Annotated in this window: 15 protein-coding genes and 3 tRNA genes; 5 read left to right on the plus strand and 13 right to left on the minus strand. The window is 48.2% G+C overall.

Annotated features, from left to right (window positions below):
• Positions 1-82: 82 nt before the first annotated feature.
• Both ACMXD4_RS13640 and ACMXD4_RS13645 read left to right on the plus strand, forming a co-directional pair.
• Positions 83-793: a DUF6901 family protein gene (locus ACMXD4_RS13640; RefSeq protein WP_415878440.1), complete on the plus strand. Its 711-nt coding sequence runs from the start codon at positions 83-85 to the stop codon at positions 791-793.
• A 249-nt stretch (positions 794-1,042) separates the two neighbouring features.
• Positions 1,043-1,129, plus strand: a tRNA-Leu gene (locus ACMXD4_RS13645).
• A 243-nt stretch (positions 1,130-1,372) separates the two neighbouring features.
• Here ACMXD4_RS13645 and ACMXD4_RS13650 read toward each other — a convergent pair.
• The 13 genes from ACMXD4_RS13650 to hemF all read right to left on the minus strand — a co-directional run bounded on the left by ACMXD4_RS13650 (position 1,373) and on the right by hemF (position 12,477).
• A complete protein-coding gene (locus tag ACMXD4_RS13650; RefSeq protein WP_415878441.1) occupies positions 1,373-2,425 on the minus strand; it encodes a phosphotransferase in 1,053 nt (350 codons plus the stop codon).
• Positions 2,426-2,643: 218 nt separating this feature from the next.
• Positions 2,644-2,720 (minus strand) — tRNA-Pro (locus ACMXD4_RS13655).
• A gap of 70 nt (positions 2,721-2,790) precedes the next feature.
• On the minus strand, positions 2,791-3,144 hold the full coding sequence (locus tag ACMXD4_RS13660) for a MerR family transcriptional regulator (RefSeq protein ID WP_020481982.1): 354 nt from the start codon (positions 3,142-3,144) through the stop codon (positions 2,791-2,793).
• Positions 3,128-3,427, minus strand: coding sequence for an integration host factor subunit alpha (gene ihfA / locus ACMXD4_RS13665; protein WP_197027036.1), 300 nt, complete (start codon positions 3,425-3,427; stop codon positions 3,128-3,130). Before ihfA ends, ACMXD4_RS13660 begins: the two co-directional genes overlap by 17 nt.
• Positions 3,427-5,802, minus strand: a complete 2,376-nt coding sequence (gene pheT, locus ACMXD4_RS13670) for a phenylalanine--tRNA ligase subunit beta (RefSeq protein WP_415878442.1) — start codon at positions 5,800-5,802, stop codon at positions 3,427-3,429. The genes ihfA and pheT overlap by 1 nt, the downstream gene beginning before the upstream one ends.
• A gap of 15 nt (positions 5,803-5,817) precedes the next feature.
• The gene (gene pheS / locus ACMXD4_RS13675; RefSeq protein ID WP_415878443.1) at positions 5,818-6,837 is read right to left on the minus strand and encodes a phenylalanine--tRNA ligase subunit alpha; all 1,020 of its coding nucleotides are present in this window, start codon (positions 6,835-6,837) and stop codon (positions 5,818-5,820) included.
• A gap of 140 nt (positions 6,838-6,977) precedes the next feature.
• Positions 6,978-7,340 (minus strand): 50S ribosomal protein L20, encoded by a 363-nt coding sequence (gene rplT, locus ACMXD4_RS13680; protein WP_171695012.1) that lies wholly within the window; start codon positions 7,338-7,340, stop codon positions 6,978-6,980.
• 29 nt (positions 7,341-7,369) lie between these two features.
• Positions 7,370-7,567 (minus strand): 50S ribosomal protein L35, encoded by a 198-nt coding sequence (rpmI, locus tag ACMXD4_RS13685; protein WP_033158016.1) that lies wholly within the window; start codon positions 7,565-7,567, stop codon positions 7,370-7,372.
• Positions 7,568-7,726: 159 nt separating this feature from the next.
• Positions 7,727-8,251: a translation initiation factor IF-3 gene (gene infC / locus ACMXD4_RS13690; protein WP_081607885.1), complete on the minus strand. Its 525-nt coding sequence runs from the start codon at positions 8,249-8,251 to the stop codon at positions 7,727-7,729.
• Positions 8,252-8,273: 22 nt separating this feature from the next.
• A complete protein-coding gene (gene thrS, locus ACMXD4_RS13695; RefSeq protein WP_415878444.1) occupies positions 8,274-10,181 on the minus strand; it encodes a threonine--tRNA ligase in 1,908 nt (635 codons plus the stop codon).
• A 48-nt stretch (positions 10,182-10,229) separates the two neighbouring features.
• Positions 10,230-10,306: transfer RNA gene (locus ACMXD4_RS13700), tRNA-Val, on the minus strand.
• A gap of 74 nt (positions 10,307-10,380) precedes the next feature.
• The gene (locus ACMXD4_RS13705) at positions 10,381-11,328 is read right to left on the minus strand and encodes a hypothetical protein (protein WP_415878445.1); all 948 of its coding nucleotides are present in this window, start codon (positions 11,326-11,328) and stop codon (positions 10,381-10,383) included.
• Positions 11,329-11,562: 234 nt separating this feature from the next.
• Entirely contained in the window at positions 11,563-12,477 is a 915-nt protein-coding gene (hemF, locus tag ACMXD4_RS13710; RefSeq protein ID WP_415878446.1) for an oxygen-dependent coproporphyrinogen oxidase, read from the minus strand.
• A 267-nt stretch (positions 12,478-12,744) separates the two neighbouring features.
• Here hemF and ACMXD4_RS13715 point away from each other — a divergent pair, with 267 nt between their 5' ends.
• The 3 genes from ACMXD4_RS13715 (at position 12,745) to ACMXD4_RS13725 (ending at position 15,374) form a co-directional block, all read left to right on the plus strand.
• Positions 12,745-13,212, plus strand: coding sequence for a ProQ/FinO family protein (locus ACMXD4_RS13715; protein ID WP_033158021.1), 468 nt, complete (start codon positions 12,745-12,747; stop codon positions 13,210-13,212).
• A gap of 538 nt (positions 13,213-13,750) precedes the next feature.
• Entirely contained in the window at positions 13,751-14,497 is a 747-nt protein-coding gene (locus ACMXD4_RS13720) for a DUF5765 domain-containing protein (protein WP_171695009.1), read from the plus strand.
• 133 nt (positions 14,498-14,630) lie between these two features.
• Positions 14,631-15,374 (plus strand): TorF family putative porin, encoded by a 744-nt coding sequence (locus ACMXD4_RS13725; protein ID WP_415878447.1) that lies wholly within the window; start codon positions 14,631-14,633, stop codon positions 15,372-15,374.
• Positions 15,375-15,491: the final 117 nt, after the last annotated feature.

Genomic DNA, 15,491 nt, shown 5'->3' on the forward strand with positions numbered 1-15,491 from the left:
CCCCTACAATCGGCCAATATTGCGGCTTAGCCACATTAAAATCCATTCAAGAAAACGCACATCACAAGTTTGCTGAATTTATATGTCCGAAGACATCCTACATTTTACCTACCGCTTAAACGCAGAAGATTACGATAGCGCCGATTTCCTAATCGAAGTTGATAAACAAAGCATGACCCTTATTTCTGCCGCTCCCCCTCCCTATCCTCTATGGACGGAGCTCACGTATCAACAATGCCGCAATTGCCCGTTAAAACCTGAGCAGGTTCCGCACTGTCCTGTCGCGATTAATTTGGTGTCACTGTTAAATTTATGTGGGCACCTAGTGTCCCACAAGCAAATGGCTGTAGAAGTCATTACCGATAGAAGAACCATACGCGCCGAAACCACTGCTCAACATATCGCCAGTTCGATTCTAGGCTTAATTATGGCCACCAGCCCGTGTCCGCATACTGAATTTTTAAAGCCAATGGCACGTTTTCACTTACCCTTGGCCGATCAAACTGAAACGATTTACCGAGTAACCACGATGTTCCTATTGGCACAGTATTTTCGGCAAAAAGACCACCTACCCTATTCCCTGGAACTGGATGAACTGCTCGCGCTATATCAAAACTTACAAGTCATCAACCTCCATTTAAGCCAACGGTTAAAAACTGCGATTAGCGAAGATGCAGCAGTAAACGGCGTGATTTTACTGGATTTATTGTCAAAGTCGGTTTCTTGGTCAATCGAAGACGGTCTTGAGGAAATTCATCATTTATTCGATGGATACCGCAAATTAGCTCAATAGTCTGCCGACAAAAACTTTCTTGCACAAACTATCGCTCGCCAGTGGAAGCAGCCAAATAGACCACGCCACCCTAATACCCTAGCCACTGCCTCAGAACGACTGCATCACCTGGCGACAACAACCAATCCTTCAGGAGTGCCGACGTTAAGCTGCTCAGCGATGTGTATAATCATGATGTGTATAATCATAAGGTTGACACATCCCATCCATACACTTATAATAACCAAATTACTTACCTAGCTAAGTAATGCCGAGGTGGTGAAATTGGTAGACGCGCTAGCTTCAGGTGCTAGTAGGGGTAACCCTGTGGAGGTTCAAGTCCTCTCCTCGGCACCATTTTTATTTTCTTCTTGCGGAAACCAGCAAGACAGAGATTAAAAAATCCTTATAGATTTTCTCGTAGCTACAAACGATGTAGCAGTCAATTATAAAGTCAATACTTATTTAAAATTTTTTTGTGGGTTCATATACCCGCCAAATTATCTCTCTATCGAGAGATTCTCCGCAAAATAGCATCAGACCCAATTCTGAGATCAAATTCAGTATATAACTGCCTTCCAGAAACGCAGGGAAAAACTCTTATAGAGATAACGCAGAATAGCTATCGTTATCGTCAACCGCCGCTGAAACGCGCGCAATTAACTCCAAGTTGCTATTACGCTCCATCATACCCCCTATAGCCAAGGTAACAATCATCGCTTCGAACGGATACACCAAATGAGCGCGGTAGCGTTGGTAATACGTTTCTTCATCCAAGTCGCCAATCCCGTGACTAGCTAACGCCGTCATGTATAGCTTCAGCAATTGTTTTTCATGAGCACGCCGAGACTCTGGCTTCAGCGATGTCGCTAAAAAATAAGCGAGGTCACTAACACCCTCACCCATCCGCACCAATTGCCAATCCAGAAAGCCCGGCTCAGAGTGATTCCAAAATAGATTGCCTGGATGACAATCATGATGCACCAAGGTCTGCACACCGGTTGCCAATATCCTGGTGATTCGCCGCCGATCCGCTGCATAGCGCAACGCGGATCTATGCAATTTGTTGGGCACCAAGCGCCCTGCGCGATCAAGGCCACGCCTCATCAAGGGTACAGCCAGTAAGGTACCCATATGATTCTCGACATTGTGACTAAAACCGTTTAACCAGCGATGCGTTTTCAACAGCCCAGCATTGCCCCAATAGTGAGCATGAAAACCGGCGAGCTTTTCAACCACCTGCTGAGCTTGTTCCAAAGACAGAGCGTCTGCGGTAAGCCCGGGCCTAAATCCCAGCTCATCCAAATCCGCCATTACCAATGTAGTACCGCGCCCTAACAGACTTTCAGCCGCTAAAATTTGCGGCACACTCACCGGAACCCCCTGAGAAAGCGAATTATAAAAATGAACTTCCTTATGCAATAAACGCGGTATGGCGGTAATCGCTCTGGACTTAATTGCCAGCGACGGCGTTTTTACAAACCACCGACTTGGAACGACGCCGATGGCGTCATGATTCACGGTTAGCCGCAAGCGCGTCGATGTGCCAATATTGACGGATCGAATATCTACTGTACGTACTTTGGCACTGGTTGCGTATCTATCAACAATACGTTGCGCCCATTGCCGAGATAATTGATCCGGGTGATTCACGACAATATGATCTCTAAAACGGCTCAACATCGGATTAGGCCCGTCTCAAATATTTGACAAATCGAAATATTAGCCGCCGTATTCATTCAATTTAACTTTATCGATCAATCAGTGATTAATTATCAAAAACGCTATGTATTCCTATAGTTTTTCAAGCAATAAAAAACCCGCTAAGTCAAGTAACTTGCGGGTTATTCAATATTCAATCTCAAAAAACTTGGTCGGGACGGCGGGATTCGAACCCACGACCCCTTGTCCCCCAGACAAGTGCGCTACCAGGCTGCGCTACGCCCCGAAGTTTATCATTAAACCAATGCCCACCTAGGAGAGCAAGCCGGACATAATATCATATTATTTGGGAAACGCTATTTCAGCAGCTCCAAAATATCTTCCAGCTCGCCAATCATCTGATGAATAAGTTGTTTGGTGCGTAAACTGTCTTCCTTGGCGCTACCGCTCGCCAGATGAGCACGCGCACCACCTATTGTGTAACCTTGCTCGTATAACAAAGCGCGAATTTGTCGAATCAACAACACGTCATGGCGCTGATAATAACGGCGATTTCCTCGGCGTTTTACCGGACTAAGCTCGGTGAACTCTTGTTCCCAATAGCGCAATACATGGGGCTTTACCGCACAGAGGTCGCTAACTTCGCCAATCGTAAAATACCGCTTGGCCGGAATAACCGGTAATTCGTTATTATTACTGGGTTCCAGCATACGCTTCTACTCGAGCTTTCAATTTTTGCCCTGTTCTAAAAGTCACCACACGCCGCGGAGTGATGGGAATTTCTTCACCTGTTTTGGGATTTCTACCCGGCCGACCACTTTTGTCGCGCAATTCAAACTTACCAAACCCGGAAATCTTCACTTGCTCGCCGCTTTCCAGGCTTTTTTTAATTTCGTCGAAAAACAACTCTACGATTTCTTTAGCTTCACGCTTGTTTAAACCGAGGTCTTCAAACAATTTCTCTGCAATATCTGCTTTGGTTAATGCCACAATCACTCCCTCAATTTTGCATTCAGTTTAGCCGCTAAAGTGTCCAGCACTTTGCGAAATATAGCATCAATTTCTGTATCGGTAAGCGTTTGCGTAAAATCCTGCAAGAGTAAAGCTAACGCGACACTCTTATAACCTTCGGCAACGCCCGGTCCGCGATAAACGTCGAAGATCGATATTTCACGTATCGCCGTCTCCATGCATTCTTCAATTACACTGGTGATTGCGGCAGCCGATACAGCCTCGTCCACCAATAAAGCCAGATCGCGGCGCACCGAAGGGTATTTGGATAACGTACTAAATTTAGGCACGTTACGCTCCAAGACCGCATCCTGTTCGAGTTCAAACAAGAATACCGGACTATCGAAACCCAATTGTTTTTCGAGCGTTGGGTGCAGCATGCCCAATAAACCTATCACTTCGCCACGTTGGTTTTTGATTTGCGCGGTTTGGCCAGGGTGTAACGCCGGATGTTGATAGGCTACGAAATCAGCACAAACTCCTGCTAAATCAAACAAAGCTTCAATATCAGCTTTCACATCGAAGAAATCCAGCTTTCTGGCTTTTTCGCCCCACTGTTCGGGATTAACGGTACCCAAGGCCAAACCGGATAACATTTTTCGCTGTTGAATTTGCCCATCTTGATAGAAAAACCGCAAGCCGGCTTCAAATAAGCGCACTCGACTCTGTTGGCGGTTGATATTATACAAAGCCGCATTCAACAAACCGCACCACAGCGTAGTGCGCATCACGGCAAGTTCTGAGGATATAGGGTTTTGAATCCGGATAAATTCTTCGCCCGGAGCGACGGCATTTTGCATTGCCTCATCGACAAAGCTGTAGGTAATCGCTTCCTGATAACCGCGATCTACCAAGCAATCCTGCAATCTCGCCAATGGCAACTGCGCCTCGGGCGCTTTACCAAGCTCAGAGCGCATCAACAAACTGCTGCTAGGCAGATTGTTATATCCATAGATTCTGCCGATTTCTTCCAGCAAATCTTCTTCGATGGCAATATCGAAACGAAAGCCGGGCGGGGTAATTTCCCAGCCGTTCTCGACTACTTGAACCTGCATACCCAAGCCTTCGAACAGCGCATGCACTTCATCGTCGCCAAATTGAATGCCCAACACCTTTGTAATACGTTGGCTACGCAGCTTTACCGGCATTCTGGCGGGCAGTTCGGCAGTGGAAATAACCTCTTGAACCGGCCCAGGACTACCGCCGGCTATTTGTAGAATCAATTGCGTGGCGCGTTCGATCGCCCGGCGTTGCAAGTTAAAATCCACGCCTCTTTCGAAACGGTGCGAGGAATCGGTATGCAAACCAAATTGGCGCGCCTTACCGGCCACATCAATGGGCATAAAAAACGCACATTCCAGGAATATATCGCGGGTTTCGCCAAATACCGCACTGTCTTTGCCGCCCATCACCCCAGCCAAAGCCAAGGCTTGTTTTTGATCGGCAATAACTAAGGCGTCGCCGTCCAACTCTATGGTTTGGTCATTCAATAAAGCCAGGGACTCGCCGGCTCGGCTGCGTCTAACCACGATAGGCGCACTCAGTTTATCGGCATCGAAAGCATGCAGCGGTTGGCCCAATTCGATCAACACATAGTTGGTAACATCAACAACCGGGCTTAAACTTCTAATACCGCAACGGCGCAGACGCTCCTGCATCCACAGTGGCGTGACCGCGGCAGGATTGATATTTTTAATTAAACGCCCCAGATAAACCGGGCAAGCTTCCGCGGCTTCGACTTTAACTTCCAGGGTTTCCGTGTGCTGCGGTTCGACAGTAGCAAACGCCGTAGCCTGGAACGGCAGATTGTTCAAAACCGCCATTTCCCTGGCCACACCTTCGACGCTCAGGCAATCTGCGCGATTTGGCGTTAAGCCCAATTCGATCACATTATCGTTCAGCGCCAAATAGTCGCGAATATCGGCACCCACCGGCGCGTCAGCGGGCAACTCCATCAAGCCTTCGGAACTAACCGCCAAACCCAATTCCTTTTCCGAACACAGCATGCCGAACGACAATTCGCCGCGCAGTTTGGATTCCTTAATTTTGAAATCGCCGGGCAATATCGCACCGATCAATGCTGCCGGAATTTTCAAACCGGGCCTGACATTACTGGCACCGCAAACGATTTGCAGGGGCTCAGCTTGGCCGACGTTGACCTGACAAACTCTAAGTTTATCGGCGTTTGGATGTTGAATAGTGGAAAGTACTTCTCCAACTACCACTCCGGAAAATTCGGCTGCAACAGGCGTCACGGCATCGACTTCCAGACCGGCCATGGTCAGTTGCGCGACTAATTCGGCGGTGGCGACAGGCGGATTGACCAGTTCTCTTAACCAAGCTTCACTGACTTGCATGATGACTATCCACCGTTAATTAAACTGTTGTAAAAATTTCAGATCGTTTTCGAAAAACATCCGCAAGTCGTTGATGCCGTATTTCATCATCGCTAGACGTTCGACTCCGGTTCCGAAGGCAAAGCCGGAATAAACTTGGTTATCAATACCGACCGATTTGAATACTTCCGGGTGAATCATGCCGCAACCGCCCACTTCCAGCCAGCCCGTTCGTTTGCAGACGCGGCAACCTTTGCCGTCACACATTACGCAGGACACATCAAATTCGGCGGAAGGTTCTGTGAATGGAAAATAAGAAGGGCGAAAGCGCACGTTGACTTCTTTTTCGAAGAAGGCGCGCAGAAATTCAAAAATCACACCCTTCAGGTCACCGAAACTAACGTCAGTATCGACCAAGAAGCCTTCGACCTGATGAAACATGGGCGAGTGGGTCATATCCGAATCACAACGGTACACCCGGCCCGGCGCAATAATTTTCAAGGGCGGCTTTTCGGATTCCATCACCCGAATCTGTACCGGCGAAGTGTGAGTTCTCAATACGGTATGCGCATCGAAATAGAAGGTATCGTGCATCGCCCGCGCGGGATGATGCTCGGGAATATTCAAGGCGCCGAAGTTATGGTAATCGTCTTCGATTTCCGGGCCTTCGACGATATTAAAGCCGGCCTCGGCAAAAATTTTGGCAATCCGCCGCAAGGTGATCGTGACAGGATGCAATCCGGATACGGTTTGACCCCGCCCCGGCAGGGTAACGTCGATACATTCGCTAGCCAGACGCGCCGCCAATTCGGCATTTTCCAAAGTCGATTTCCGAGCCTCTAACGCCTCTTGAAAAGTATTTTTGGCATCGTTGATAACTTGACCGGCACTGCGCCGCTGTTCGGGATCCAGACTACCCAGCTCTTTCATATGCTGAGTAAATAAGCCTTTTTTGCCTAGATAATTGACTCTAACCTGATCCAGTTGGCTAAGGTCCTGTGCATGTGCAAGCTCTTGTAATGCCTGCGTAACAATATCTTCGATACTAGCCGACACGACTCAGCTCACTTTTGTCTGCAATTGAGGGAAATTCCAAAACGATAGGTTCCCGCCAACGAGATTTGGCGGAAAACTCCCCGTCAAAAACGGGGAGTCGAGCAATTAAACCGCTCTTTCAAAGCGGCTTAATGTTTTCCTTACGGTTTGCTTTGGTTTGCTATAGCCAATTTCGCAATCGCGCCGAAAGCGTCGATGTCGCGTACAGCCAAGTCGGCCAATACTTTGCGGTCGATCGCAACATTGGCTTTATTCAGACCGTTGATCAAACGGCTATAGGAGATACCGTACAAACGTGCGGCAGCGTTGATACGCACGATCCACAAGGCGCGGAATTGGCGTTTTTTCTGTTTACGGTCGCGATAAGCGTATTGACCGGCCTTGATGACCGCCTGCTTGGCGACGCGGTAAACCCGGCTACGGGCACCGTAGTAACCTTTTGCCAGTTTTAAAATCTTTTTGTGTCTTGCTCTAGCGGTGACGCCGCGTTTAACTCTAGCCATGTTCTACTCTCTTCAATATCAATGATAAATCAACTGTACGGCAGCATACGCGCAACCAATGGCGTATCCGACGGATGAAGAATGGCTGTTTTACGCAGTTGTCTTTTACGTTTGGTGGTTTTTTTAGTCAAAATATGACGTTTATGCGATTGTTTGCATTTAAAACCGCCGCTTCCAACTTTCTTGAAGCGCTTGCCGGCACCGCTATGGCTTTTCATTTTTGGCATTTGTTTTCTCCAATGATTAAAAGTAAAGTCCCTGAGATAAAACCCAGTGAGGCAAAATGCTTGGCCCCATTGAATTTCCGGACACAAAAGCATCCTTTAACCGATTCGTTCCTGAATCGCCTTGCCGTTTTAAAAAACGGCTAAAACCGTGTGATTGAGTTATTTCTTTTTCTTCGGGCCCATCACCATGACCATTTGCCGGCCTTCCAATTTCGGAAATTGCTCGACTATGGCCATTTCTTCCAGATCGGTTTCGATACGTTTCAACAAGTCCATGCCCAACTCGCGATGAGTTAACTCACGGCCTTTAAAACGCACGGTGATCTTGGTTTTGTCGCCTTCGTTTAGAAATTTGATCAGGCTGCGCAGCTTGACCTGGTAATCGCCTTCTTCGGTACCGGGCCTAAACTTGATTTCCTTGATCTGGATTTGTTTTTGCTTTTTCTTGGCGGCTTGCAGTTTTTTGTTTAACTCAAACTGGTATTTGCCGAAGTCCATGACTTTGCAAACCGGCGGATCGGCATTGGGCGATATTTCGACCAGATCCATATTTGCATCGTAGGCGAGCTGTAACGCTTCGTTTATTGAAACAACCCCGACTTGTTCACCTTCAGCGCCTACTACCCGAACCCGCCTGGCGGTAATTTCGGTATTTAAGCGCGTTGCATCTTTTTTTGAGCTGATACCCTAGTCCTCCAAGTTGTTATTATTTTCGATCCGCAATCTGGTTCCTCAAGCGTTCGCCAAGTTCGCCAATTGACAGACTTCCTAGATCCTCGCCCTGTTGTGTGCGTACACTAACAGTCCGAGTTTCTAATTCCTTGTCGCCGATAATCAAAAGATACGGCACTCGCTGCATGGAATGCTCGCGGATTTTAAAGCCTATCTTCTCGTTTCTCAAGTCAATTTTGACTCTAAGACCTTGTTTTTCAAGTTCTCGCCGCACCTGCTCCGCATAATCGGCATGGCGGTCGGTGATATTCATCACCATCACCTGCACTGGCGCCAACCATAGCGGAAAAGTTCCGGCATATTGCTCGATCAAAATTCCGATGAAACGCTCCAAGGAGCCCAGTATTGCCCTATGCAACATTACCGGCACATGCCTGGCGCTATCTTCGCCTATATACGAGGCATCCAGCCTTTCCGGCATCGAGAAATCGACTTGTATAGTACCGCATTGCCAGACCCGACCTATACAATCTTTCAAGGAAAACTCTATTTTAGGACCGTAGAAAGCACCTTCGCCCGGCTGCAATTGCCAATCCAGGCCTTTATTGTTCAAGGCCAATTCCAGCGCGCTTTCCGCCTTATCCCAGACGGCATCGTCGCCGACTCGATTTTCCGGACGAGTTGACAGTTTGATAATCACTTCCTCGAAACCGAAATCTTTGTAAACCTCAAACAACAGATCGATAAAGGTGGAGACTTCCGATTGAATCTGGTCCTCGGTACAAAAGATATGCGCATCGTCCTGCACGAAGTTCCGGACACGCATCAAACCATGCAGGGTGCCTGATGGTTCGTTGCGGTGGCAAGAGCCAAATTCGGCCAGACGCACCGGCAAATCCCGGTAACTCTTAATGCCTTGGTTATAAATCTGGATATGGCACGGACAATTCATCGGCTTGACTGCGTAATCGCGGTTTTCCGAATTAGTGGTAAACATCATCGCGCTGAACTTATCCCAGTGGCCGGATTTTTCCCACAGCGTGCGATCAACGATTTGCGGGGTTTTGACTTCGCCATAGCCATTGACGCGCAATTTCTCGCGCACGTATTGCTCAATCTGCTGATATATGGTCCAACCCTTGTCGTGCCAGAACACCATGCCCGGCGCTTCTTCCTGGGTATGAAACAAATCCAGGGCCTTGCCAATTTTACGATGATCGCGCTTTTCAGCTTCTTCCAGACGATGCAGATAAGCGGCTAATTCCTTAGCATCGCCCCAGGCAGTACCATAAATGCGTTGCAGCATTTCGTTCTTGGAATCGCCGCGCCAATAGGCGCCGGCAATTTTCATCAATTTAAACGCTTTTAATTTGCCGGTGCTGGGCACATGCGGACCGCGGCACAAGTCGGTAAAGTCGCCTTGTTGGTATAAAGACAAATCTTCATTGGCGGGAATCGAAGCGATAATTTCAGCTTTGTATTTCTCGCCTAAACCTTCAAAAAACTTTACGGCTGCATCGCGCGACAACAGCGAGCGGCTAATGGCAATATCTTGCGCAACCAGTTCCGCCATTTTCTTCTCAATAGCTGCCAGATCATCGGGCGTAAAGGAGCGCTCAAAGGCAAAGTCGTAATAGAAACCGTTTTCTATCACTGGACCGATGGTTACCTGCGCTGAGGGGAATAATTGTTTGACAGCCTGAGCCAGCAAATGCGCTGTGGAGTGGCGGATCACATCAACACCCTCCTCGTCCTTGGCAGTGACGATTTGCAAACTCGCATCGGAATCTATCAACGTGCTGGCATCTACCAATTTGCCATTTACTTTACCTGCCAACGTCGCTTTAGCCAGACCCGTACCAATAGACAGGGCCACATCCATTACAGATACCGCTTGGTCGAATTGACGCTGAGAGCCGTCGGGCAAAGTGATTACAGGCATTTTCGATTCCACAATAAAAAAAGCACCGTCATGCGGTGCTTTATGTTTTGGTAGGCGCGAGTGGACTCGAACCACCGACCCCCACCATGTCAAGGTGGTGCTCTAACCAACTGAGCTACGCGCCTAAAGTCTATCGTTCGAGCCGCGCATTATAACGATCTAAACTACTTATGCAAGCTTTTTCTATAGCAACAACGGTTCAAGCTGTAGCAGTTAATATAGAGCCCTTAGCAACAGAGGCCGGAGTGTTACTCTCACGATTACCTGACAACTTGTTTAGAAACTCCAACAAAGTCGGTTTTTTACCATTCGCCGGAGTTCCCAACACATTCACTAGATCGTTAAAACTATCTTGCAATTCTTTATATTTGCCACTAGTTTCACCGGCAGCATCACCCAAAGCCGCGATCAAATTTTGCAAATTATTGGTGAATTTACCATAGCCATTTCGACCTACCGCTTTGTCGCTATGTCGACCGTCATCGTCGGAGCCGTGACGACGATCAGCACTGTATTTCAAAGCCTGACGCAAATCGTGCAAGAAGCTGTGCAACGCTTGGCGTACATCGGCAACAGTTGCGCGTGGCGCGGCAGTAGGTGTGGTCGTTGCAGATCCGTTGGTCGTCGTTGCTTGCGTACCCGCATTATTCGTTACGCTAGTTGACGGTGTCGCAGCCGTTGTTTGTCCGGTTTGCGCCCTACTCGTTGTTGCAGGCGTCGGTGTAGTCGCGGCCGATGCGACCTGCTTTTGCGGCGTTTGAGCGGCACTTGCATCGCCTTGCGCCGCTGTAGCTGGTTGCTGCACACCGCTTTGTTTCAATACCTGCCTTAAATCCTGCAAAAAGGTCTGCAACAATTGCCCAAGATTGGATGAGTTATTTTGACTGCCGCCAGCGTTGCTCTCAGTGGCGTCATCGGCGGCCGAATCGTTATTGCTGCCAGGAATATTCAACCCAAAACTTTGCAGGGTTTTCACGACGTTTTGCATAAACGCGCCGCCACCGTGATGGCGTCCATGCTTCTCCCCTCTCCCGCTTACCGCCGGACGCTCTTGATCGTCATCGTTGTGCGTACTTTTGGTGCTGGATATGCTGATGGTGGTTTGCGATACATACAATGATGTTGTCAATGAATTGATCGTAGTCATTAGATTCACCTTGACGCTGCATAAAAACAAATGGCGGACAGCCAAAGACAGGACAGATTCAAATCACTTCCTATATTTTGGCGATTACAACCATGCCGTTTTTTTTAGCGGCAGAAATTTTGTGAACTTTAGCTAACTATCCAAAAAAAGACCCAACACGCTTCACTGAAAAGAAAACCTTGCGAACAAATCTTGCCAAGACATTCCAAAGCACTGTTACTAACCAATTTCCGCCTAAATTCCCAGCCAGTTTTGTGGACGTAAAAATGTGTCGTATAACCGGGCTTCCGGACTACCTGATTCAGGCTGCCAATTGTATTGCCAGTGCGCGACTGGAGGCATGGACATCAAAATCGATTCGGTCCGCCCGCCAGATTGCAGCCCGAATAAAGTCCCCCTGTCGTACACCAAATTAAACTCGACATAACGCCCACGCCGATACAATTGAAAATTACGCTCCCGCTCGCCATAGACCGTGTCTTTACGCTTTTGCACGATGGGCAAATAGGCATCCAGGTAGTGATCGCCAACACTCTGCATAAATGCAAAAGCTTGAGCAAAATCGGGCTCGTTCAAATCGTCGAAAAACAACCCGCCGACGCCACGAGTTTCGTTGCGGTGCTTTAAAAAGAAATATTCATCGCACCACTTTTTATAACGTGGATACACATCCTCACCAAACGGCAGACAAGCCTGACGCGCCACTTGATGCCAATGCAACACGTCTTCTTGGAAAGGATAAAACGGCGTCAAATCGAAACCACCACCAAACCACCAAATAGCCGGCTCAACGTCTTTTTTGGCGATAAAAAACCGCACATTGGCGTGCGAGGTCGGCACATAGGGATTGCGAGGATGCATCACCAGGGACACGCCCATCGCTTCAAATTGCCGATTGGCTAGCTCCGGCCGTTTGGCGGTTGCCGACGGCGGCAAATGACTGCCAAACACGTGCGAAAAATTAACCCCGCCTTGTTCAAATACCTCGCCATTCGCCAACACCCGCGAACGCCCGCCACCACCTTCGGCGCGTTCCCAGGCATCTTCCATGAAGCGCGCGGAGGGTTCTTCCGCCTCTAAAGCCGTGCAAATTCGATCTTGCAACTTCAGCAAATACGTTTTAACTGCGGATATGTCGTTCTCAATCATGATAAAGCACTGTCCCGTCGATAGTAATTTTACTCAGCAACCGCTATGCGGCAGCCCACTGAGCGCAAATTACCACAATAAGCATTCCGCAAACACTTAAGTCGGTTCTCAGGAAAAATCCCGGCAGCACCCGATAAAGTGCCGAACGCTATGTTATTTATCTAAGAAATTGTTAGCCGAGCGCACCAAAATTCGATTGCACTATTGGCTTGATGTTTCCCGATGTACAATCTGCTTTTTATTCCTTGATAAAAGTGTGGATACATTATGGGATTTGAAGAACTAGCAGCGCTTAGAGATGAACTTGCCAAGCAAGCAGCTGCCAATAAACCGGTAAAACGAGAAAAAAAGATAGCGGAGAAATCGCCTATCAAGAAGACCGGCAAAGCTGACGCGCTAGTCGCCATTATCGGCTTGCTGCAAAAGAATTTTCCCTTGGCGTTTCCCAAAAAACCCGCTGCCAAACTGCCCTTAAAAATAGGCATCCACAAAGACATCCTGGCCCATGCCGATCAACTCGGTGCAGATAAAAACCAACTCCGCACCGCACTGAAGGCCTGGTGTTGGGGACATCGATACTGGGATTGCCTGACAGAAGATGCCGTCAGAGTGGATTTGCAAGGAATGCCGGCCGGCCAAGTAACAAAAGCAGATGCCGAACAGGCAAGCAAATTAAAAGCGCAACGGCGGAAACAGCCAGAAGCCGTCGAAGCATTACCTACAGGGTCAGCATAAGTTTTTCTCATAACGAGATTGCACACACCAGGATAGCGCGACTTCAAACTGTTGATTTTCCAAGACTTTAAAGCACGTATAACCACCAAAACAAGTTATTTCCAAAGCCTGCTTACCTGCTTGCCTGCTTGCCTGCTTGCCTGCTTGCCGATGCGACAGCCCGTCCCAATCCAAAACTCAGAACCAATCGATACGCGCTTAGCACCCAAAGTTGTCTCGGGTGCTTACCGACCTTGTCAGTTCCCGGAAAATTTTTGTCATAAACCCTCACAAAGCCATTAGAATGCGCAAATATTCTGCAAAAATATTGTGGAATCACAACGTATCGACTGCAACATTTGCGTCATTTTCTTCGCGCGATCACGCCTTAGGTTAAACCCCCAAGGCAACCTCTTCACGACCAAGCCCAAAAAGCAAAAGTCGGCAACACAGAGCCTTAAAGCCCCTCGGCATCTGCCAGGCGTTACTCTTATACCCTTTTCAAACTCCGACACTGGATCGCAGTTTACCCGATCCTAGATTATTCCCAGGGGGAATTATGTGTTGGAGTGGCGAAGCATCGGCCGCGCTTGCCTTAACCGGCTTTGCGAGCACTGCTTTTTTTTATCGGCGCGGCGAATCCCAGGTCTTATGCCTGGCACTGGCCTACTTCTCCCTGATGGAATTACTACAGGCCTATACCTATTCGGTGATAGACCAATGCCTAAATCCGAACAACCAGATTGCTACGTTTTTGGGATATATGCACATTGCGTTTCAACCGTTTTTTGTCAACGCAGTAAGCATGCATTTCATCCCGGAACCGTCACGAAAACGCATCGCGCCGTTTGTCTATATCTTGTGCTTTGCAGCGGCCACTGTTTTTATGATGCGAATTTATCCGTTCCAATGGAGCAGTTTTTGTTTTGACCACTACTATCAATTTCTACCGGGTACTCAACTCAAATTCTTAATGCCCTTTTGCGGCACGGAAATTTGCTCAACATCCGGACAATGGCATATTGCCTGGGCCATACCGGCCAGCGGCAGTATTCAGATGGCTAACAGTTACGTATACGCTGCCTTTTTGATGCCATTGCTTTACGGCTCATGGAAACTGGTGTTGTATCATTTCACGACCGGCCCGCTGTTGGCCTATTTGACTACCAACGATATGAACGAATGGGCTGCCGTATGGTGTCTATATTCGATAGGGCTGCTGCTATTGTTAATTAAAACACCCATCCGCCACTATCTGTATGTAACCAACTGGTACGGTTGCCGGTATCCGCAGTTTTTTAAATAAGTTGATCAATTCACCACACATCCCTCAAGTTTGTTGAAGGTTCAAGCCGACTAGGAAATAATGCACAAAAGGGTAGTTCTATACTGACAGCCAATCACTGACAATGCCCGCATAAATCTCAAACTACCCAGCCATGGACACAGATAAAATCTTCCGCAAAGGCGTGTTTGCAATCCCCATAGGAATTTTCGGCGTATCCTCGGTTTTAACTTGCGCTCAAGCGGAATGGCATGGCGAACTAGCGTTTCTCAGCGATTACTTATACAGGGGCTATTCCAAGAATCGCGGCACCCCGCTGGCTCAGGCGCATATCGATTACCAGGACGCTATGGGCTGGTTCGGCGGCGTAGGCGTTTCACAAGTCAGCTTCGACGACCGTCGCTATAAAAACCATGCCGATCTCGAAATAAAACCCTATCTGGGTTGGAGCTTGCCGTTAAATCATGACTGGCGGACTGAACTCTCGGTAACCGGCTATCTGTTCGACGGCAAGATTTTTGGGAAATATGCCGATTACGCCGAATTTTACGCATCCCTACACTATCAGGACTGGCTCAGCGGCACAGTATCGGTTGCACCTAACGCCTATCGGCGCGACGTAACTGTCATGAATTACGAACTCAAATATCGCCGCGACATTCTCGACAACCTGCAATTTTCAACGGGATTGGGCTACTACCAAGCCAACAAACTATTGGATGAGGATTATTTTTATTGGAATGCCGGGGTCTCCTGGTTCATCACCCACAATCTGGCACTAGACTTACGCTACGCTGACGTTCATCTGGACAATCATCACGAAGATACCCATCACCACGAGTTTTATCCACGCTTACAGGACAACAAGTTTTTAATCTCCGTGACCGCCGGATTTTAAATAAATTTCCCGCCTTTGAACCTTCGGGCGTCGCCGCGGAATACACTCGCACACCACGCTAAAATCACCGGAACCTAGGTTTGAGCCATGCTGCGTTTAGTCCCTAACTTACATCAA

The sequence above is a fragment of the Methylomonas sp. TEB genome (genome assembly GCF_047777895.1).
Classification (GTDB): domain Bacteria; phylum Pseudomonadota; class Gammaproteobacteria; order Methylococcales; family Methylomonadaceae; genus Methylomonas.

Excerpts from the sequence above, each read along its gene's own strand:
- ACMXD4_RS13725 (WP_415878447.1), top strand. The coding sequence starts at position 14,631 with ATGGACACAGATAAAATCTTCCGCAAAGGCGTGTTTGCAATCCCCATA.
- ACMXD4_RS13660 (WP_020481982.1), bottom strand. The coding sequence starts at position 3,144 with ATGCTGGAACCCAGTAATAATAACGAATTACCGGTTATTCCGGCCAAG.
- rplT (WP_171695012.1), bottom strand. The coding sequence starts at position 7,340 with ATGGCTAGAGTTAAACGCGGCGTCACCGCTAGAGCAAGACACAAAAAG.
- hemF (WP_415878446.1), bottom strand. The coding sequence starts at position 12,477 with ATGATTGAGAACGACATATCCGCAGTTAAAACGTATTTGCTGAAGTTG.
- rpmI (WP_033158016.1), bottom strand. The coding sequence starts at position 7,567 with ATGCCAAAAATGAAAAGCCATAGCGGTGCCGGCAAGCGCTTCAAGAAA.
- ACMXD4_RS13705 (WP_415878445.1), bottom strand. The coding sequence starts at position 11,328 with ATGACTACGATCAATTCATTGACAACATCATTGTATGTATCGCAAACC.
- ACMXD4_RS13720 (WP_171695009.1), top strand. The coding sequence starts at position 13,751 with ATGTGTTGGAGTGGCGAAGCATCGGCCGCGCTTGCCTTAACCGGCTTT.
- thrS (WP_415878444.1), bottom strand. The coding sequence starts at position 10,181 with ATGCCTGTAATCACTTTGCCCGACGGCTCTCAGCGTCAATTCGACCAA.
- ACMXD4_RS13640 (WP_415878440.1), top strand. The coding sequence starts at position 83 with ATGTCCGAAGACATCCTACATTTTACCTACCGCTTAAACGCAGAAGAT.
- pheT (WP_415878442.1), bottom strand. The coding sequence starts at position 5,802 with ATGCAAGTCAGTGAAGCTTGGTTAAGAGAACTGGTCAATCCGCCTGTC.
- ACMXD4_RS13715 (WP_033158021.1), top strand. The coding sequence starts at position 12,745 with ATGGGATTTGAAGAACTAGCAGCGCTTAGAGATGAACTTGCCAAGCAA.